The 18,393-nt window shown below is 70.8% G+C and carries 15 protein-coding genes and 4 tRNA genes; 8 read left to right on the top strand and 11 right to left on the bottom strand.

What is annotated here, in order from left to right; translation table 11 throughout:
* Positions 1 to 2 precede the first annotated feature (2 nt).
* Positions 3 to 1,664, top strand: coding sequence for an acyl-CoA dehydrogenase family protein (locus AB0K12_RS06780; RefSeq protein WP_364556254.1), 1,662 nt, complete (start codon positions 3 to 5; stop codon positions 1,662 to 1,664).
* Positions 1,665 to 1,676: 12 nt separating this feature from the next.
* Here the strand turns inward: AB0K12_RS06780 and AB0K12_RS06775 are convergent, their stop codons facing one another.
* Positions 1,677 to 2,582 carry a hypothetical protein gene (locus AB0K12_RS06775; protein ID WP_364556252.1) on the bottom strand — a complete coding sequence of 302 codons (906 nt, stop codon included), beginning with the start codon at positions 2,580 to 2,582 and terminating at the stop codon, positions 1,677 to 1,679.
* 283 nt (positions 2,583 to 2,865) lie between these two features.
* Here AB0K12_RS06775 and ligD point away from each other — a divergent pair, with 283 nt between their 5' ends.
* Positions 2,866 to 4,065: a non-homologous end-joining DNA ligase gene (ligD, locus tag AB0K12_RS06770; protein ID WP_364556250.1), complete on the top strand. Its 1,200-nt coding sequence runs from the start codon at positions 2,866 to 2,868 to the stop codon at positions 4,063 to 4,065.
* 95 nt (positions 4,066 to 4,160) lie between these two features.
* On the opposite strand, the gene AB0K12_RS06765 is transcribed toward ligD, so the two are convergent.
* Together AB0K12_RS06765 and AB0K12_RS06760 are read right to left on the bottom strand one after the other, a co-directional pair.
* Positions 4,161 to 5,579: an FAD-binding oxidoreductase gene (locus AB0K12_RS06765; RefSeq protein WP_364557712.1), complete on the bottom strand. Its 1,419-nt coding sequence runs from the start codon at positions 5,577 to 5,579 to the stop codon at positions 4,161 to 4,163.
* A gap of 72 nt (positions 5,580 to 5,651) precedes the next feature.
* Positions 5,652 to 6,545, bottom strand: a complete 894-nt coding sequence (locus tag AB0K12_RS06760) for an NAD(P)H-binding protein (protein WP_364556248.1) — start codon at positions 6,543 to 6,545, stop codon at positions 5,652 to 5,654.
* Between the two features lie 82 nt (positions 6,546 to 6,627).
* On the opposite strand from AB0K12_RS06760, the gene AB0K12_RS06755 reads away from it, so the two are divergent.
* Positions 6,628 to 8,388 (top strand): thiamine pyrophosphate-dependent enzyme, encoded by a 1,761-nt coding sequence (locus tag AB0K12_RS06755; RefSeq protein ID WP_364556246.1) that lies wholly within the window; start codon positions 6,628 to 6,630, stop codon positions 8,386 to 8,388.
* Between the two features lie 5 nt (positions 8,389 to 8,393).
* On the opposite strand, the gene AB0K12_RS06750 is transcribed toward AB0K12_RS06755, so the two are convergent.
* Positions 8,394 to 9,140 (bottom strand): IclR family transcriptional regulator, encoded by a 747-nt coding sequence (locus tag AB0K12_RS06750; protein WP_364556244.1) that lies wholly within the window; start codon positions 9,138 to 9,140, stop codon positions 8,394 to 8,396.
* An 80-nt stretch (positions 9,141 to 9,220) separates the two neighbouring features.
* On the opposite strand from AB0K12_RS06750, the gene AB0K12_RS06745 reads away from it, so the two are divergent.
* Together AB0K12_RS06745 and AB0K12_RS06740 are read left to right on the top strand one after the other, a co-directional pair.
* Positions 9,221 to 10,378 carry a 4-hydroxybenzoate 3-monooxygenase gene (locus AB0K12_RS06745; protein WP_364556242.1) on the top strand — a complete coding sequence of 386 codons (1,158 nt, stop codon included), beginning with the start codon at positions 9,221 to 9,223 and terminating at the stop codon, positions 10,376 to 10,378.
* A gap of 111 nt (positions 10,379 to 10,489) precedes the next feature.
* On the top strand, positions 10,490 to 10,801 hold the full coding sequence (locus tag AB0K12_RS06740; protein WP_364556240.1) for a DUF6401 family natural product biosynthesis protein: 312 nt from the start codon (positions 10,490 to 10,492) through the stop codon (positions 10,799 to 10,801).
* A 97-nt stretch (positions 10,802 to 10,898) separates the two neighbouring features.
* Here AB0K12_RS06740 and AB0K12_RS06735 read toward each other — a convergent pair whose 3' ends face one another.
* Together AB0K12_RS06735 and AB0K12_RS06730 are read right to left on the bottom strand one after the other, a co-directional pair.
* A complete protein-coding gene (locus AB0K12_RS06735; RefSeq protein WP_364557709.1) occupies positions 10,899 to 11,681 on the bottom strand; it encodes a hypothetical protein in 783 nt (260 codons plus the stop codon).
* Between the two features lie 167 nt (positions 11,682 to 11,848).
* Positions 11,849 to 12,613, bottom strand: a complete 765-nt coding sequence (locus tag AB0K12_RS06730) for an aldolase/citrate lyase family protein (RefSeq protein WP_364556238.1) — start codon at positions 12,611 to 12,613, stop codon at positions 11,849 to 11,851.
* Positions 12,614 to 12,690: 77 nt separating this feature from the next.
* On the opposite strand from AB0K12_RS06730, the gene AB0K12_RS06725 reads away from it, so the two are divergent.
* The 3 genes from AB0K12_RS06725 (at position 12,691) to AB0K12_RS06715 (ending at position 15,706) form a co-directional block, all read left to right on the top strand.
* A complete protein-coding gene (locus tag AB0K12_RS06725; protein WP_364556236.1) occupies positions 12,691 to 13,845 on the top strand; it encodes a four-carbon acid sugar kinase family protein in 1,155 nt (384 codons plus the stop codon).
* A complete protein-coding gene (gene pdxA / locus AB0K12_RS06720) occupies positions 13,842 to 14,840 on the top strand; it encodes a 4-hydroxythreonine-4-phosphate dehydrogenase PdxA (protein WP_364556234.1) in 999 nt (332 codons plus the stop codon). Before AB0K12_RS06725 ends, pdxA begins: the two co-directional genes overlap by 4 nt.
* Positions 14,841 to 14,959: 119 nt before the next feature.
* The gene (locus AB0K12_RS06715; protein ID WP_364556232.1) at positions 14,960 to 15,706 is read left to right on the top strand and encodes a DeoR/GlpR family DNA-binding transcription regulator; all 747 of its coding nucleotides are present in this window, start codon (positions 14,960 to 14,962) and stop codon (positions 15,704 to 15,706) included.
* 141 nt (positions 15,707 to 15,847) lie between these two features.
* On the opposite strand, the gene AB0K12_RS06710 is transcribed toward AB0K12_RS06715, so the two are convergent.
* The 5 genes from AB0K12_RS06710 to AB0K12_RS06690 all read right to left on the bottom strand — a co-directional run bounded on the left by AB0K12_RS06710 (position 15,848) and on the right by AB0K12_RS06690 (position 18,348).
* Positions 15,848 to 15,919, bottom strand: a tRNA-Val gene (locus AB0K12_RS06710).
* Between the two features lie 19 nt (positions 15,920 to 15,938).
* Positions 15,939 to 16,010: transfer RNA gene (locus AB0K12_RS06705), tRNA-Gly, on the bottom strand.
* 49 nt (positions 16,011 to 16,059) lie between these two features.
* Positions 16,060 to 16,130, bottom strand: a tRNA-Cys gene (locus tag AB0K12_RS06700).
* A gap of 15 nt (positions 16,131 to 16,145) precedes the next feature.
* Positions 16,146 to 16,217 (bottom strand) — tRNA-Gly (locus AB0K12_RS06695).
* A gap of 106 nt (positions 16,218 to 16,323) precedes the next feature.
* Entirely contained in the window at positions 16,324 to 18,348 is a 2,025-nt protein-coding gene (locus AB0K12_RS06690; protein WP_364556230.1) for an N-acetylmuramoyl-L-alanine amidase, read from the bottom strand.
* Positions 18,349 to 18,393 lie beyond the last annotated feature (45 nt).

Genomic DNA, 18,393 nt, shown 5'->3' with positions numbered 1-18,393 from the left:
GTATGGGCCGGTACCTCGTCGAGCCGTTCGACCACAGCGACCGTTACGCCACCGAGCGCTACCAGGGCGCGGAAGGCCGCAACTGGTGGCGCTGCGACCCCACGCTGCGGCTGCTCATGCGCCGCCGGCTGGGCGACGGCTACGCCTGGGCCGAGCCACACCTCGACCGGCTGGGCGCGCTGATGGGCGGGCTCGTCGCGCGCTCCGCCGAGGAGACCGATCGCAACCCGCCGCGGCTGGAGAAGTACGACAAGTGGGGCAGGGACGTCAGCCAGGTCGTCATGCCGCCGTCCTTCCACGCCGCCCGCGACGCGCTCATGGCCGACAACTTCACCTCGCCCGCCTTCGCCGAGCAGGCCAGGGCCCATGCGGCCGACCCGGCCGCGCTGGGGGCCGCGTGGACGTACCTGCTCGATCAGGCCGACATCGGGATGGGCTGTGCGCTCGGCACCGGCGGGGACATGGTGGTCTCGCTCGCCGAGAAGCACGCGCCCGCGGACGTACGCGACCGGGTCAGGGAGATCTTCGCCAACGGCTTCTACTCCGGCGAGGCCGCTCAGATGTTCACCGAGCGGACCGGCGGCTCCGACCTCGCCGCGCTGGAGACCGCCGCCACGCCCGCCGGGGACGCGTGGCTGCTGACCGGGCTGAAGTGGTTCGCCTCCAACGCCAACGGCTCCGCCTTCGTCGTGCTCGCCCGGCTGCCCGAGGGGGCGGTGGCGCCGTTCCTGGTGCTGTGGGAGCGGCGGGACGGCGGCCGCAACGGCGTACGGATCCGGCGGCTCAAGGACAAGCTCGGCACCCGGTCGGTGGCGTCGGCCGAGGTCGAGTTCACCAGTGCGGAAGCCTTCCTCCTCGCCGGATCAGGCTCAGGCTCCGGATCGGGGCTCGGCACGATGATGAAGCTCACGAACGCCTCCCGCCTCGGCGTCGCCATGATGGGCGTCGGCGTGGCCAGGCGGGCGCTCGTCGAGTCGATCTGCTACGCCGCCGCCCGCGAGGCGTTCGGCCGGCCGCTCATCGAGCAGCCTCTGATGCGCCGCAAGCTCGGCGAGCTCATCGTCGAGGTCGAGGCCGCACAGGCGATGGTCTTCGACGGCCACACCGGGCCCCGGTTGCGGCTCGGGCCCGCCCTCATCAAGCTGCGCGCCTCCCGGCTCGGCGTCACCGCCGCCAGCGACGCGATCGAGGTGCACGGGGGCAACGGTTACATCGAGCAGTGGCCCGTCGCCCGGCTGCTGCGCGACGCCCAGGTCAACCCGATCTGGGAGGGCGGCGACAACATCCTCTGCCTCGACGTGCGCAGGGCCATGGAGAAGGAGCAGGCCCACCTGCCCTTCCTCGCCCACCTGCGGACGCTCGCCACCTCCGACCTCGTCCGCACCCGCATCGAGGACCTCGCCAAGGCCGTCGAAGCCTGGTCGTCCCTCGACCGCGCCACCGCCGAGGCGAGGTTGTACCCCCTGGCTCAATTCATGGCCGACGTCTACGCCGCCGCACTCCTGGAGGACCAGGCCACCTGGGGCCTGGACGACGACCGCAAGGCCCTGGTCGCCCGCCTCTACGCGGAGAGGCATTTGACCGACCCCGGCCCCCTCCGCGGCCTCGACCGCCCCGCCACCGACCCTTTCGACACGTTGCTGGCAGGCGCCGTCACCCTCTGAGCCCCCTACGGGTCAGAGCGTCTTCTCACCGTCCTCGTCGAACAGCGCGTCGGCGGCGGGGGCGGTGTAGGAGCGGTTGAGCCAGGTCTCGAGCTGCATCAGGTCGGTGCAGGAGGAGATGCGCTCGCGAACGTCGTCGGGGACGTCGAGTTGCCGGAAGGCCAGCGTCGTCAGGATGGCCTTCGCCAGCCCTTCTGCCTTGCCTTCTGCCTTGCCTATGGCCTCGCCCTCCGCCTTTCCGCGCCCGTAGTGTTCCTTTGCGAAGGGGCTGAAAACCGGCCAGTAAGTGGACGACATGCTGATCTCCTTCAAGAGTCGCCGGGTCTCAGGCGTGGACATGTTGTATGCGTACTCATAGTACTTCGGACGGTGCTCGAACGGACTGTCGCGGATCGCTTCGGCGAACGTCTCGACGACCTTTCGATTTCGACCGTGCATCATGACGGACAGGGTCGCGAGCTCCAGATGATCGGCTGCCAGTTTTGAGTCGATAATGGGTGGAATGTCGTCGGGTCCCAGAACCTGTGCCTGGAGGCGATAGCCTGTCAGGCCGGATTCTATCGGCGCGGCGTAGTGTGCCGCGTCTTTCTGATTTGGGCAGATGACGAGAACGGTCACGTCGCACTGTTGCATCAGCCACAGCGCAGCGGCGTAGCGGGCCAGTTGTTTCGGCTCTTTGGAGCGATCGAACTGGGCCTCGACGATGATGGCGTGAAAGGCATGATCCGGTGCGCCCATTATGAGGACCAGATCGGCTGATATGTCGTCGGAGCGGCGGGTGCTGAAGGAAGGATTCTCCACGCGAATGAGTGGGGTCTCCGGAAGCTTGGCGCCCTTGAGGGTGCCCAGCAGTTCCACTGCGAGGGCCGGGCGTTCGGTCATCATTTTGACGAGAGCGTCATGGTTGGCTGACGGCATGGCGCCCATCATTGCACCAAGAGCCGGCAAAGTGATGGCCGTTCATCTTTACTCGCTGGAGTTTTTTTCTTAACCCAACAGAAGTCTGGGTGACATTTCTGACTTATTGTGTAATGGCCGCAAAGTGTCCGGGTTTTTCGTGGCTGCTCCGGGGCGGGGCGGGGGGCGTACGCTCGGGGTGTTCTCCGAGGAGTCCGCACGCTTGGCCGCCACGGCGCCTTCCCCTCCTGAGACCGGGTTCCGCCTTCCGGGGGTTGTCGGTGGTGGCGCGTATGGTGATCGCATGGCTGACATCGAGGTCGCCGGGCGTGAGGTCCGCATCACCAATCCCGACAAGGTGGTCTTTCCGCGGTCCGGGCACACCAAGCTCGACCTGGTCCGCTACTACCAGACGGTCGGTGAGGCGGCGTTGCGGGGCGTCCACGGGCGGCCGATGGTGCTCAAGCGGTTCGTGCGCGGCATCGAGGAAGAGGCGTTCTTCCAGAAGCGGGCCCCGGCCAAGCGGCCCGACTGGATCGAGGTGGCGGAGCTCAAATACCGCTCGGGGCTGAGCGCGGAGGAGGTCGTCTGCACCGACCTCGCGCAGCTCCTGTGGGTGATCAACTTGGGCTGCGTCGATCTCAACCCCCATCCCGTACGCTCCGACGACCTGTCACGGCCCGACGAGCTGCGCATCGACCTCGACCCCGTGCCGGGCGTCCCGTGGGGAGACGTGCTGGCCACGGCGCAGGTGGCGCGGGAGGTGCTGGCCGACCACGGCCTGGTCGCCTGGCCCAAGACATCGGGGTCGCGCGGCTTCCACGTCTATGCCCGGATCGAGCGGCGATGGCCGTTCTCGAAGGTGCGCAAGGCGGCCGAGACGGTGGCCAGAGAGGTCGAGCGGCGCGCCCCCGACCTGGCGACCAGCCGGTGGTGGAAGGAGGAGCGCCACGGGGTGTTCGTCGACTTCAACCAGAACGCCTACGACCGTACGGTGGCCTCCGCCTACTCCGTGCGCGCGGTCGAGGACGCCCGGGTGTCCACGCCGCTGACCTGGGACGAGGTGCCTGACTGCCATCCTGAGTCGTACACGATCGAGACCGTCCCCGCGCGGCTTTCCGAGCGCGGCGACCCGTGGGAGGACATCGACCTGCACCCCGGCTCCCTCGACGGCCTGCTTGAGCTGGCCGAGGAGCTGGGCCCCGCGCCCAAGCCGCCCAAGGGCACCGGGCGCAGGCGGCAGACCAAGCCGCTGATCGAGATCGCCAGGGCCGAGCACAAGGAGGAGGCGATGGCCGGGTTCGAGCGGTGGAAGGCCCGCCATCCCGGGGTCGCGGCCCGGCTGGAGCCCGCCGATGTGCTGGTCGACGGCATGCGCGGGCGCAGCAGCGTGTGGTACCGCATCCGGGTCAACCTGCAGCACGTGCCCGAGGACGAGCGGCCCCCGCAGGAGCCGCTCGAGGTCGACTACGACCCCTGGCACCCCTCAGGCTCGTCCGACTGACGGGCCGGCGGCCAAGGTCCTCGCCCGGAGCGGGGGTGAGCCGATCGGCTGCTCAAGGCCCTGGCACGAAGCGGGGTGCCGCGGGCCGAGGCTCGTCAGCGGCCTGAGATGAGGTTGGCGAGGTGGGCGTAGGCCGAGGTGCGGGTGCCGCGTTCGTTCTCGTGCCGGTCGGCCGCCCTGAACAACGCGTAGATGAGCTGCACGCCCACCCACCGCAGCGGCTCCGGCTCCCACTGCCGCACCTGCCGCCCCACCCACGGCAGCCCCGTCAGCGGGGTGTCGCGGCGCAGCACCAGGTCGCGCAGGGTGCGTCCGGCCAGGTTGGTGGTGGTGACGCCGCTGCCGACGTAGCCGCCGGCCCAGCCGAGCCCGCTGGCGTGGTCGAGGTGCACGGTCGAGCACCAGTCGCGGGGCACGCCGAGCACGCCGCACCACGCGTGCGCCACCGGCACGTCCACGGCGGCGGGGAAGAGCTTGACCAGCATCCGCCACAGCAGCGCGACGGTCTGCGCCTGGGTGGCCCCCCGCCGGTCGGTACGCGAGCCGAACCGGTACGGCACCCCCCGCCCGCCGATCGCGATGCGGTCGTCGGCGGTGCGCTGGGCGTAGATGTAGGCGTGGGCCTCGTCCTCCAGCAGTTCGCTGCCCTGCCAGCCGATGTGCTTCCACACGTCGGGCGGCAGCGGCTCTGTGACGATCATGGAGCTGTTCATCGGCAGCCACTGCCGGTGCTGCCCGGTCAGGCTGGCGGTGAAGCCCTCGGTGGCGCGGATGACGTAGTCGGCGGTGACGGTGCCGCGGGTGGTGACGGCCGCCGCCCTGCCGTCGCCCTGCCGGGGGAGGATCTCGGTGACGGTGGTGTCCTCGTAGATGTCCACGCCGAGCCGGTCCACGGTGGCGGCCAGCCCGACGGCCAGCTTGGCGGGCTGGATGCGGGCGCAGTGTGGCGAGTACGCGGCCTCCAGCGCGCCCGCCACCTGGACGCGTTCGCGCTGTTCGGCACGTTCCAGCAGCCGTATGTCACCCTCGCCGTAGCCCCATGTGCGCAGATCGGCGACCTCGGCGCGCAGCCGCCGCCGCTGGGCCGGGTTGGTGGCGACGTGGATCAGCCCGCTCTTGTGCACGTCGGCGTCGATGCCCTCGGTCCTGGCGACGTCGATGACCTCGTCGACCGCGGCGAACATGGCCCGCTGCAGCTCGATCATGGCCTGCCGGCCGCGCGCTTTGGCGTGCCGCTTGCGCGAGCCCGCGAACTCGGCCGACAGCCACCCGCCGTTGCGCCCCGACGCGCCGAACCCGGCGAACTCCTTCTCCAGGATCGCGATGCGCAGGCCAGGTTCGGCCCGCTTGAGGTAGTACGCGGTCCACAGGCCGGTGTAGCCGCCGCCGACGATGGCGACGTCGTAGTCTCGGGACCCGGGCAGCGCGGGCCGCCGCGCGGGCAGGCCGATCTGCCGGTACCAGAAGGAGACGTCGCCGTTGGCGAAGTCTCTGGTCAGCGGGATGCCTTTCATCACCGGACACATTGTCTAGTACGTCGCGCCAGACCAACAAGTCGGCGAAGTGTAACGAAACCGGACAAACCACTAGCTTCGTGTCGGACGTTCGTACCCGTCGTCGCCTCCGTATACGCGCAGGTCAGGGTCCAGTTCCGGCTGGGTCGCCGGGCTCGTGGGGGAGGCGGTGTGCTCGGTGGCGAAGTCGTCGGACAAGATCGGCTCGGGTGGCAGCAGATAGTCGTGCCAGCTGAGCTCACCCTTGGGCGCGGCGTCCGTGAGCAGGTGGCCGGCGCGCTGGGCGGCGTACAGGCGGCCCGGATACCGTACGGGAACGCACGGGCGGCGCAGCCCCGAGGCCCGCAACCACACCTTGACCAGCTCCTCCGTGGTGATCACCTGCGGCCCGCCGAACTCGATCTCCCGCTCGGCCGGCGCCGCGCTCAGCAGCGCGGCGGCCCGCGTGGCGACCTCGCCGGTGTGCACCGGCTGCCAGGGCAGCGAGCGGTCCACGGGCAGCACGGGCAGCGACGCCAGGTCGCTCAGCCGGCGGTGCAGCCACTGGTGGAACGGGGTGAGGCGGAGGATCGTCCAGCCGATGCCGCTCTCCATGACCAGCCGCTCGGCCTCCAGCTTGTGCCGCAGGTGCCCGTGCGCGGCCCTGTCGGCCCCGACCATCGAGGTGAACAGCACGTGCGGCACCCCCGCCGCGCGCGCGAGGATCAGCAGTGTCCTGGTGCCCGGCACGTCCACCGCGCCGCGCCCCTTCCGCCCGCTGGTGGCGAGGTGGGCGATGGCGTCCACGTCGCGTACGGCCTCCTCGACCCCGTTTCCGGAGATCAGGTCGCCCCAGATCCAGTCGACGTTGCCGCGGTCCTCCCGCTTGGCCCGGCTCAGCGCACGTACCTCGTGCCCCGCCTTGAGCAGAGCGGGCACCAGCGCCCCTCCGAGCGTGCCGGTGGCTCCCGTGACCAGAATCCGCATACCGGCCCCCTACCCGTCCACATGGAGAAATGTCCGCTGATCTGGGTGCCTGTCCGAGGCGGAGCGGGGTAGGGCGGGTCCCATGGCTCGAATAGCAGCGGAATCCTTGATCGACCGGCTCGCCGCGTGGGGCGTCGACACCGTCTTCGGGCTCCCGGGGGACGGCATCAACGGCATCATGGAGGGGCTACGCCGCCACCGCGACCGGGTGCGCTTCGTCCTCGTCCACCACGAGGAGGCCGCCGCCTTCATGGCCACCGGCTACGCCAAGGCCACCGGCCGCATCGGCGTCTGCCTCGCCACCTCAGGCCCCGGCGGCATCCACCTGCTCAACGGCCTGTACGACGCCAAACTCGACCACGTCCCCGTGCTGGCCATCACCGGCATGCAGGAGACGTCCGTGCTCGGCACCGGCTACCAGCAGGAGGTCCACCTGGACAAGCTGTTCGCCGACGTGGCCGAGTACAACATGATGATCAGCAACCCGGCGCAGCTCCCGTCCCTCGTGGACCTCGCCATCAGGACCTCCTACGCCCGGCGCGGCGTCTCCCACCTGACGCTGCCCAACGACATCCAGGTGGCGGAGGAGGGCGCGGACCCGTACCGGAAGGTCGCGCCCGCCCGCGCGCCCGAGACCGCGCCCATCTACCTGCAGCCGTCCGGCCTGCCCAGGCAGGAGGACCTGGAGTGGGCGGCCGAGGTGCTCAACCGGGCCGAGCGCCCGGCCATGCTGGTCGGGCAGGGCGCGCTGCACGCCAGGCAGGAGGTGCTCGAGGTGGCCGAGGCGCTCGGGGCGCCCGTCGTCAAGACGCTGCCCGGCAAGGCCGTCGTGCCCGACGACTCGCCGTACACGACGGGCGGGCTCGGGCTCCTCGGCACCCGGCCCAGCGAGGAGCTGATGGACGACGCCGACGTGCTGTTCATGGTCGGCACGAACTTCCCGTACTCCAAGTTCCTGCCCGAGGTGCACGACACCAGGGTGGTGCAGTTCGAGGCCGACCCGACCAGGGCGGGCGCGCGCATCGCGACCGACGTGCCGGTGGTCTGCGACGCCAAGGAGGGGCTGCGCGCCCTGCTGCCGCTGCTGCGCCGCAGGGAGAGCGACGGCCACCTGGCGAAGTACCAGAAGATGATGGCGAAGTGGCGCGCCGACATGGAGTCGCTGGAGAACCCCGACCGCGACCCCATCGCCCCGCAGTACGTCGTGTCCATCGTGGACGAGCTCGCCACCGACGACGCCATCATGACCTGCGACAGCGGCACGATCGCCACCTGGGCGGCGCGCCACTGGACGATCCGGGGCGAGCGCGAGTTCTACCTGTCGGGCACGCTCGCCTCCATGGCGAACGGCCTGCCGTACGCCATCGCCATGCAGCACGCCTTCCCCGGCCGGCAGATCATCGCCTACGTCGGCGACGGCGGCTTCTCGATGCTCATGGCCGAGTTCCTCACCGCCGTGCAGCACGGGCTGCCGGTCAAGGTGATCATCAACAACAACAACTCGCTCGGCCAGATCCTGTGGGAGCAGATGGTGCTCGGCTACCCCGAGCACGGCGTGCGCTACGCCGCCCCCGAAGCCGACTTCTCGGCCTGGGCCAGGTCGTGCGGCGGGTTCGGCGCCAAGGTGACCAAGGCCGAGGACGTCGCCCACGCCGTCGGCCAGGCGCTCTCGCACGACGGACCCGCGCTGGTGGACGTGGACGTCAACCCGAACGAGCCGCCCATGCCGGGCAAGGTCTCCTACGAGCAGGCCAAGAGCTTCGCGCAGGCGTTCCTCAAGGGGCAGCCGCACCGGGCGTCCATCGCCACCACCCTGTTCAAGGACCGCATCCAGAGGTTCTGAACGGCTCAGGCCATCGCCCTGGCGATCCCGGCGGCGGCGCCGCGCAGCGGCTCCACCAGCCGGGGCAGCTCGCGGGCCCGCCGCGAGGACAGCACGATGCCGAGCGCCGCCACCGCCCGCCCGTCCACCAGCACCGGTGCCGCCGCCGAGCACGAGCCGAGCGTCATCTCCTCGTACGTCAGCGCGTACCCCTGAACCCGCACCGCCGCCAGCTCCCTGGCCAGCCGGCCCGGCTCGGTGACCGTGTGGGCGGTGGGGCGTTCGAGCTTGCGGGCCAGGTAGGACTTGACGAACCAGTCCGGCTCGTACGCCAGCAGCGCCTTGCCCACGCCCGTCGGATGCATCGGCAGCCTGGCCCCGATCCGCGACACGATGGGCACTGCCCGCCTGCCGTACACCTTGTCCACGTACAGGACCTCGAGCCCGTCCCTGACCGCGAGGTGCACGTTCTCGCCCGTCGAGGCGAACAGCTCCTGCAGCCACGGATGCGCCAGCTCCTGCAGCCGGTTGGGGGCGAGCTGGCCCAGCTCCCACAACCGCGGGCCCACCCGCAGCCGCCCGTCGGGCCCGCGCCCCAGCGCCTGCCACGCCTCCAGCTCGCCCACCAGCCGGTGCGCGGTGCTCAGCGGCAGCCCGCTGCGGCGCGCCAGCTCCGTCAGCGTGAGCTGGGAATGCGCCGCGTCGAACGCGCCCAGGATGGCCAGCACCTTGGACGTCACCGAACGCCCCGCCTCGCGGGAACCGCCTGACATGAGGACGATCCTGCACCAGCTTTCCACTCAGCGGAAGACCGCTCTCGGCCTGATCCGCTCGAACCACCATGCTTTCCCTCATGCGAACTCAGGTCGGGATCATCGGGGCAGGCCCCGCTGGACTGCTGCTGTCACATCTGCTCCACCTGCGCGGCATCTCCTCCGTGGTGCTGGAGAAGCGCAGCCGCGACTACGTCGAGCGCCGGGTGCGGGCCGGCGTCCTGGAGCAGGGCACGGTGGACACGCTGGTCGAGGCCGGCGTCGGCGAGCGCATGCTGCGCGAGGGACTGCCGCATCACGGGATCGAGCTCAGGTACGGCGGCGCGGGCCACCGCATCGCCTTCGAGAAGCTGGTGCCCGGCAGGGCCATCACCGTGTACGGGCAGCAGGAGGTCGTCAAGGACCTCATCGCGGCCCGGCTCGCGGCGGGCGGCGACGTGCGGTTCGAGGTCGAGGACGTGGCCGTGCACGGGCTCGACTCGGAGCCCTATCTGACGTTCGGGGACGAGCGGCTCGACTGTGACGTCATCGCCGGCTGCGACGGCTTCCACGGCGTGTCCAGGCCGTCGATCCCCGAGGGCGTGCTGAGCGTCTTCGAGCGCGATTACCCCTTCGCCTGGCTCGGCATTCTCGCCCGCGTCGCGCCCTCGTCCGACGAGCTGATCTACACCAGGACCGAGCGCGGCTTCGCCCTGCACAGCATGCGCTCGCCCACCATCAGCCGCTTCTACCTCCAGGTGCCGCCGGACGCCCGCATGGAGGACTGGCCGGAGGAGCGCATCTGGGCCGAGCTGAAGGCCCGCCTGGAGACCGTGCCCGGCTTCTCGCTGGCCACCGGCGAGATCCTGGAGAGCGGCATCACGCCCATGCGGTCGTTCGTGGTCGAACCGATGCAGTACGGGCGGCTCTACCTGGCCGGCGACGCCGCCCACATCGTCCCGCCCACGGGTGCCAAGGGCCTCAACCTGGCCGTGGCCGACGTGCGGGTGCTCACGGAGGCGCTGGCGGCGTACTTCAAGGACGGCACGACCGACCTGCTCAACGGATACTCGCAGGCGTGCCTCAAGCGGGTGTGGCGAGCGCAACACTTCTCGTACTGGATGACGACCCTGCTGCACACTTTCGAGGAGGACGACGCCTACGCCCGCCGCCTGCAACTGTCCTACCTGGACTACGTCACCTCCTCAGAAGCCGCCGCCACCACCCTCGCCGAAAACTACGTCGGCCTCCCCTTCTAGGGAGCTGACCCTCTCCCTTTCCATGAGACCGTCGCCGCGACGGTGAGGAGGGGCCGGTGTTGAGATGCCCTATCAGGGGGTTGACCTTGGAGAATGCTTTAAAGTGTCCAGGTGGTCTTCGAGGATGGATGGGCGGTTTCGCCCCTGCGCTGGCTGATGAACGCACTGGGCGACGCCCAGCTCTCCCGCATGGGCCGTGACCCCGCTCTGGTGGCCGCTGTGGACCAGCACGCGGCGGAGCTGCGCGACGCCATCCCGCTCGACCGGGAGACACTGGGCGACTACCTGCTGGGCTTCCTCGACGAGCTGCGCCACCGCGGCTGGTCCTTCACCGGTGAGGCCGACGCCCCGTCCCTGCGGCTGACGGCGGTCTGCTACCTGACCCGCGAACTGGGCCTCCTGGAAGACGGCCACCCCGCCTGAGCGGGCTCGCCCGGGCGGACCGGCGCGGGCCCCAGGCGGTTCGCCCGGGGCTCGTGCCGATCGTGCCGGTGGCGCTCGCGTGGCGGGCGCCCCCAGGTCAGCCGGGAGGCATGTCGGAGCGGGTGGCACCGCCGCCGCGCGTGCTGCGCATCGGGGCCGTTTCCTCGCTCATCGACCGGGCGTCCTCCCGCCCGCGCTGATACGCCTCCGCATGCGCCCTGGCCTGCGGAGCCTCCTCCTCGATGCGGCCCAGCCAGCGCTCCCAGCGCTGCTGCATCGGCCGGATGAGCCCGCCGCCGATGCCGATCGCCGCGATCGCGCCGATGGTGGCCAGCACCGTGACCAGCACCGGTGTGGTGACGGTCGTCGCCACGCCGATCTGGTTGAGCGCCGCGATGATGCCGAGCGCCCAGATGAACACCGCCGCCGCCGTCGCGATCCAGCGACCGTACGACAGGCCGCCGAGCGCGCCGGACAGGATGTCCCTGACGGCCCTGGCCACGGCGCCCGCCACCACGATGATCACGATGGCCACGATCGCCAGCGGCAGCCAGCCCACCACCGCAGCAAGCAGCGCCGAGACCGGATTGGGCCCGAAGACGTTGAACGCTATCTGCAGGGTGATCAGCAGGATCGCATAAAAGACGATCTTGGCGATCAGGCTGCTCGCATCGTACTTGCTGCGCTCCAGCCAGCGCCGCATCCCGCTGCGCTCGACCGCCCGGTCGAAACCGACCCGTTCGAGCACCTTGTCGACGATCTTCTCCAGAGCCTTGGCCACGATCCACCCGATGATGAGAATCACGAGGAACGCGACCAGCTTCGGAACGAACGTCACTACTGACCGCCAGGCGTCCGATATGCCTTGGCCGAGGTCTATGTCCACGGTTTCCTCCTTTGAGGAGCCAATGTCTCGGCGCTACCCGGACAGAAACCGCCTATACACAGAGAGCCACCAAATACTTCACATTACGGCCAAAACTTCCTATATCACGTAAAGGCGCCTCCCGGCTCGACCTCGGCTTCCACCTCAGTGAGCCGGGCGGGTCAGGGGGAGGTGGCGGCTTTGAGGTGGGCGGCGGCGGACTGTTCCAGGTGGTTGAGGTCGCCGGCGACGGTGGCGAAGGTGAAGCCCTCCGCCAGCCGGCGCGCCGCCTGCTCGCCGCTCGGGTTGTGGATGCCGGCCGCGATGCCGGCGTCGGCCGCCGCCGTACGGATCCGCTCGAGTGCCGCCTCGAAGACGTCGGCGACCTCGGGGTCGTTCGGGAACCGGCCGCCCACGGCCAGGCACAGGTCGGACGGCCCGACGTACACGCCGTCCAGCCCGGGCGTGGCGCAGATCTCCTCGATGCCGGCCAGCCCCTCCGGCGTCTCGATCATCGCCAGGACGAGCACGGTCGCGTCCGCCTCGGCGGGCGTGGGGCCGATGCGCAGCATCGAGCGCATGGGCCCGTACGAGCGGCGCCCCGCACCGGGGTACCGCGCGGCGGAGACGGCGCGGGCGGCGTCCGCGGCGCTGTCCACGAGCGGCACGATGACGCCCGCCGCACCGAAGTCGAGCGCCCGGCCGATCACCGCCGGATCACCCGACTCCACCCTGACCAGCCCGGCGGACCGGCCGCCCGCGTCGATGGCCATGAGGTTGGCGAGCAGCCCCGACGTGCCGATGAAGCCGTGCTGGCCGTCGAGTGCCACGTAGTCGTACCCGAGCCGGGCCAGCCGCTCGGTGGCGACGGGCGCGTCCAGGACCACCCAGTAGCCGACGGCTCGTTCCCGATCGCGGATCTTCCTGGCGAACTCGGCTGCGGTCACGGGCCTCTCCTGACTCCTCGTGTACGCCCTTTCGCTCACTCTGGCATTATCTGCGCGTTTCGTGCAATGCTGATTGCGTGATTCGCGCACAGGCGGACGCGGTGCTCGTGCTCGCCGACGATCTGACCGGGGCGGCGGAGGCGGCCGCCGTGCTGATGCCCGCCGCCGGCGCCGCGCTGATCACGCTGTCCGGGCCGCCCTACGAGTCCGCGCCGCCGGTGCTGGTCGCCGACCTCGGCAGCCGGTACCACCCCGACACGAACGCCCTGGTACGTGCGGCACTCGCGCACGCGGGCGACCGCAGGGTCCTCGTCAAGATCGACTCCCTGCTGCGCGGGAACGTCGCCGCCACCATCGCCGCCTGCCTCGGCGCGCCCGTGGTGCTGGCCCACGCGCTGCCGTCCGCCGGACGCACGGTCGTGGGCGGAGTCCCGTACGTCGAAGGTGTCCCGCTGCGCGAAACACGCACCTGGCACATCGAGGCCCGCCCCGCACCCGCCACGGTCTCCGAAGCACTCGACGGCCACCCCTCCACCCTCATCCCCCTCGCCACGGTCCGCGCGGGGCACCCCGCGTTGACGCGAGCGCTCGACGGGACAGAGGGGGTGGCGATCTGCGACGCGGAGACGGACGGCGACCTCGACGCGATCGTGGCCGCCGCGCTCGCCGCCGACCCGCGTACCCGGCTGGCCGGTGCGGGCGGCCTCGCCGCGGCCCTCGCCCGCACCCTCGGCGGGACCGTCGCCGACGCGCCCCGTCCCGCTAAGCCGGCCGGCGACGCGCCCCTCCTGGTGGTCGTCGGCACCGCGCACCCGGGCGTGTCCGACCAGGTCGAGCTGCTGCTCCAGCACGGCGTCCAGCAGATCACACTGAGCGCGGACGAGCCGCAGGACATCGCGGCGCCGCGCCTGCGACGAGCCCTGGACACCGGGCCTGCCGTCCTCACCACCTCGGGCCCCTGGAATGGCGCTTTGGAGGGGATCGTCACGGGCGCCCTCGCAGGCCGTCCCGCGAACCTCGTCCTGACCGGCGGCGGGACGGCGAGGCGGGTGCTCGACGCGCTCGGCGTCCGCGAGCTGAGCCCCGTCGGACAGGTGCACCACGGTGCCGTCCACAGCCACACGCCTCAGGGTCACGCGGTCGTCACCAGGCCCGGTAGCTTCGGCGGCCGCGACAGCCTGCTGCGCATGGCCGCCCACCTCGCGCCTCACCACTTCGAAAGGCTGACATGAGCGCACCTCTGATCGCCCTCACCATGGGGGACGGCTCCGGCGTCGGTCCGGAGGTCATCGTCGGCGCCCTGCTGGCTCCCGAGCCGGCCGGGTTCTGCCGCCCGGTCGTCATCGGCGACGCGGGACGCCTGCGCCAGGCCGCCGCCGTCCTCGGCGTGTCCGCCAGGGTGGAGACGGTCGGCGGGGTGAGTGAGGCGGTGTTCGAGCCGGGCCGGATCAACGTCATCGACCCCGGCCTGCTGCCCGCCGACCTCCCGTGGGGCGAGGTGTCGGCGGTGGCGGGGAACGCGGCGTACGAGTACGTCCGGCTGGCCGGGTCGCTGGCGATGTCCGGGGAGGTGCAGGCGATCTGCACCGCTCCGCTCAACAAGGAGGCCCTGCACGCCGCAGGCCACATCTTTCCCGGCCACACCGAGCTGCTCGCCCACCTGACCGGCACCGAGGAGGTGTCGATGATGCTCTCGACCGCCAAGGTCAAGGTCATCCACGTCACCACCCACATCGGCCTCATCGACGCGGTCGCCCGCATCGAGCCCGGCCTGGTCGAGCGGACGATCCGGCGGGGCGCGGCGGCGATGCGCGGCTCCGGGCTGGAGCGTCCCAAGATCGGCGTGTGCGGGATCAACCCGCACGCGGGGGAGAACGGCCTGTTCGGGTACGGCGAGGAGGAGGAGAAGATCGTGCCCGCCCTCGATCGGCTGCGGGCCGAGGGCATGGACGTGCACGGCCCGCTCCCCGCCGACACCGCCTTCTTCCTGGCCGGACGCGGCGACTACGACCTCATCGTGGCCATGTACCACGACCAGGGCCACGGCCCCGTCAAGATCCTCGGCCTGGAGGCCGGCGTCAACATCACCGTCGGTCTCCCCGTCATCCGGACCTCGGTGGACCACGGCACGGCCTTCGACATCGCCGGCAAGGGCCTCGCCGACCCCGGCAGCATGCTCGAAGCCCTCCGCCAGGCCGCCGAACTCTCCCAGGCCCGACCCTCATGACGACCCCCTCCCCACACCGGGGAAAGGACGAGCGGCCTGCGAGAGAACGGGGCGCGGAGGAGCGAGCCGTTGGCAAGCGGGCGGCGAAGGGGCGGGGCGCGGGAGAGCGGGCGGCGGACGTGCGGCGGGAGGAGATCGTGCGGCTGGCCACCGAGACCGGCCTGGCCGGCGTCGAGGAGCTGGCGGCGCGGTTCGGCGTCACGCAGTCCACGATCCGGCGGGATCTGGCGCATCTGAAGGCGGCCGGGCTGCTGGCCCGCACGTACGGCGGCGCGATGGCGGTCGTCACGCACCCTGAGGCGTCGCTGCGGCAGCGGATCGGCGAGGCGTTCGAGGCCAAGCGGGCCATCGCGAGCTGGGCTGCGGCGCAGGTACGCCCGGGGGAGACGATCCTGCTGGACGCGGGCTCGACCACGGGTGCCCTGGCCCACGAGCTGCGGGACGCGGCCGACCTGACCGTGGCGACCACGGGACTGACCGCGCTGCAGGAGCTGGTGGGGACAGGCGTGCACGTCGAATGTCTGGGCGGCACGCTGCGGCACGTCAGCCAGGGCTTCGTGGGCCCGCTGGCGGAGGCGGCGCTGAGCCGGATGACGTTCGACCGCGCGTTCCTGGGCGCGGACGGGGTGACGGCGGAGGACGGGATCTGCGAGGCCAGCCTGCAGCAGACCGGCCTGAAGGAGCTGATGATGGCCCGCTCCCACCACGTCTACGTCCTGGTCCACGCCGCCAAGCTGGGCCGCCGCCCCTTCCATGCCTGGGCCCGCATGCCCGACCGCTGGACGCTGGTCACGGACACCTCCGCCACGGACGACCTCCTGGAGCCCTTCACGGCCAGGGGCGTGGAAACGGTGATCGCCATCTGACGTCCTCGACGAGACGGCTCTCAATAAGGCAGGGATGGCGTCATGGATCACCACCTGCCAGGAGTGCCGGAGGAGCTCCATCACCTGTCCGGACGACGAAAAGCCCCAGACCACGAGACTGTGGGCTGGGGCCAGAAGGGGTGGACGATACTGGGATTGAACCAGTGACCTCTTCCGTGTCAGGGAAGCGCTCTCCCGCTGAGCTAATCGTCCGTATTGAGTTGAGACTCAGAGCGGAAGACGGGATTCGAACCCGCGACCCTCACCTTGGCAAGGTGATGCTCTACCACTGAGCCACTTCCGCATGGCGCTGTTTTTACTTTAGCGGATCCCGGAGGGTCCGCCGGCCGCCGAGGTGGAGACGGGATTTGAACCCGTGTAGACGGCTTTGCAGGCCGCTGCCTCGCCTCTCGGCCACTCCACCAGGAGTCTTGCTCCGAGCGGAAGACGGGATTCGAACCCGCGACCCTCACCTTGGCAAGGTGATGCTCTACCACTGAGCCACTTCCGCGTGTCTGCCCCCGGCGGCGATGCGCCGGGTCCACGGGAAAACCATATCGTCTCCGCGGAGTGCCCGTGCGCATCGCAGGGGTTCATGGTCGAAACAAGAGCCGGGTTCAGGCGGACGGATGCACCAGCCGCACGTCCGAGGCCATCACGAACATCACCCGGTGACCGAGCTGGATCTGGTGGTAGCGGGTCTTGCCGGTGGTCGTGACGTGCCTGGAGGGGCGGTAGGCGTTGGCGGAGTAGTGGGTGCCGGTGATCGTGTCGCCCACCGTGTACGTCTGCCCCGGCGGGATCGTGTACTTGAGCGGCGTCAGCGGCTGCACCGACGCCTTCGAGTAGGCGGACTTCTCGGGATAGGCCCGCCCGTACACCTTGGCCGCCCCCGAGAGGGGCGTCACCAGCGGGCCCTTGGCGGGGATGGCGGTCGGGTTCGCGGCCGGATTGTGGAACCACGCCTTCTGTCCCAGGTACCAGATGGCCGTCCAGTCGCCCTTGCGCTCGGCGACGGCGTACCGCTGGCCCGTGGAGGCGCGGGCGCTGTGGTCGTACACGCTGTACGTGCTCGCCTTCCCCGGATGTTTGCCGATGTCGTCGACCAGGGGGGCGCTGTGGCTCGGCGACTTGTGCAGCCACACCGTGGAGGCTCCGTGCGGCGGGCACTTCTTGTCGGGCTTGGTGGTCTCGCAGCCGGTGAAGCGCGGCCGGTGCGTGGCGTAGTCGGGGCGGATGATGATGGAATCGCCGTTCTTGGCCGCCTTGAACGGTTTCTTCATCAGCTCGAAGTAGTGCGCCCAGTCCCAGTAGGGCCCGGGGTCCTCGTGCATGCCGGCCACGGTCGCGGGCGTCGTCCCTGGGACGTTGTCGTGGCCGAGGATGTGCGCCCGGTTGAGCGGGATGCGGTACTTGGCGGCGAGATAGCGCACCAGGCGGGCCGACGACCGGTACATCGCCTCGGTGTACCAGGTGCCGCCCTTGGCCAGGTAGCCCTCGTGCTCGATGCCGATCGAGCGGGTGTTGACGTCCCAGTTGCCGGCGTGCCAGGCGATGTCGTTGGTGGCGACGTGCTGGGCGACGTGCCCGTCGCGGGAGCGGATGGTGTAGTGCCAGCTCACGTACTTGGGGTTGCGGATGAGGGAGGGGATGCCCTGGTAGCCGCCCTCGGTGTCGTGGATGACGATGTAGTCGACCGAGCGCTTGCGCGACAGGCGGTCGTGGTTGCCGTAGTCGCGGTTCTTCTTCTTGCCGAAGCGCTTGAACGCGGCGGGCATCCACTCGCAGTGCAGCGAGGCGGGACACTCGGCCTTGCCGCCGGTGCCGCCGGTGCCGCCCCCGGTGTCGCCGGCCGTGTGGCCCTTCGGCGTGCTCGGCTGCTCCTGCTCCTGCTCGCCGGTCTCGGGGACGTCGTCGTCCCAGGCGAAGTCGTCGGGGTCGCCGAGGTGGGGGAACGTGTCAGGGTCCCAGGCCCTCGGGTCGGGCACGGGGTCGAGCTCCACCAGGTGCCCGTCGTCGGTACGCCGCCGCGCCCCCTCCCGCATCACCGAGAACACCTCGTCGGCGAACGCGTCGGCCGCCTTCGGGTCGTCGGTGCCGGCGTACTTGGCGACGGCGCCGTGCCAGTCGGCGGGGTCGGAGCTGGGCTCGTCCTGGTAGGAGGCGAGCAGGGCGGCGCCGGCGCGGATGTTGGCGGCCGGGTCGTCGCGCAGCAGCTCGGGCGGCAGCCCGGCGAGCCGGCCCGCCTCGGGCAGTGTGGTCTGCTGCTGAGCGTCGGAGACCCGCAGCGCCGCGTGCGCGTGGACGGGCGTCATCGGCCTGGTCTCGTCGCCGCGCGGGTCGCCGTGGGCGTCGCCGAGGTGCTCGTGGACGCCGGCGGGGAACGCGTCCACCAGGTGCATCGGCCCGTACCCGCCGGCGGTGCTGGGCCGGCCGCCGTTGGCGTCCCACCGCGACTCCAGGTACGACACCGCCAGCAGCACGCTCTCCGGCACCCCGTACTCGCGGGCGGCCGCGGCGAAGTCGGCCTGCCGTCCCCCAGGTGCTGTGGGGGCCGAGGCGGCGGGCGCGGACATGAGGGGGACGGTGGCCGGCGCGGTGAGGACGCCGGCGGCGAGGGCGGCGGCGAGCCAGAGCTGCATGAGCATCTCCCCAGGAACGTCACGATACGACTACTCACCGTAACC

It is taken from the genome of Nonomuraea sp. NPDC049419, assembly GCF_040676995.1.
GTDB lineage: Bacteria > Actinomycetota > Actinomycetes > Streptosporangiales > Streptosporangiaceae > Nonomuraea > Nonomuraea salmonea.
Note: the sequence above shows the minus strand (reverse complement) of the source record. Positions and strands in the feature narration are given on the sequence as shown.

Bases quoted from the DNA above. Each gene is read 5' to 3' on its own strand.
- AB0K12_RS06780 (WP_364556254.1), top strand. From the start codon at position 3: ATGGGCCGGTACCTCGTCGAGCCGTTCGACCACAGCGACCGTTACGCC.
- AB0K12_RS06775 (WP_364556252.1), bottom strand. From the start codon at position 2,582: ATGCCGTCAGCCAACCATGACGCTCTCGTCAAAATGATGACCGAACGC.
- ligD (WP_364556250.1), top strand. From the start codon at position 2,866: ATGGCTGACATCGAGGTCGCCGGGCGTGAGGTCCGCATCACCAATCCC.
- AB0K12_RS06765 (WP_364557712.1), bottom strand. From the start codon at position 5,579: ATGAAAGGCATCCCGCTGACCAGAGACTTCGCCAACGGCGACGTCTCC.
- AB0K12_RS06760 (WP_364556248.1), bottom strand. From the start codon at position 6,545: ATGCGGATTCTGGTCACGGGAGCCACCGGCACGCTCGGAGGGGCGCTG.
- AB0K12_RS06755 (WP_364556246.1), top strand. From the start codon at position 6,628: ATGGCTCGAATAGCAGCGGAATCCTTGATCGACCGGCTCGCCGCGTGG.
- AB0K12_RS06750 (WP_364556244.1), bottom strand. From the start codon at position 9,140: ATGTCAGGCGGTTCCCGCGAGGCGGGGCGTTCGGTGACGTCCAAGGTG.
- AB0K12_RS06745 (WP_364556242.1), top strand. From the start codon at position 9,221: ATGCGAACTCAGGTCGGGATCATCGGGGCAGGCCCCGCTGGACTGCTG.
- pdxA (WP_364556234.1), top strand. From the start codon at position 13,842: ATGAGCGCACCTCTGATCGCCCTCACCATGGGGGACGGCTCCGGCGTC.
- AB0K12_RS06690 (WP_364556230.1), bottom strand. From the start codon at position 18,348: ATGCAGCTCTGGCTCGCCGCCGCCCTCGCCGCCGGCGTCCTCACCGCG.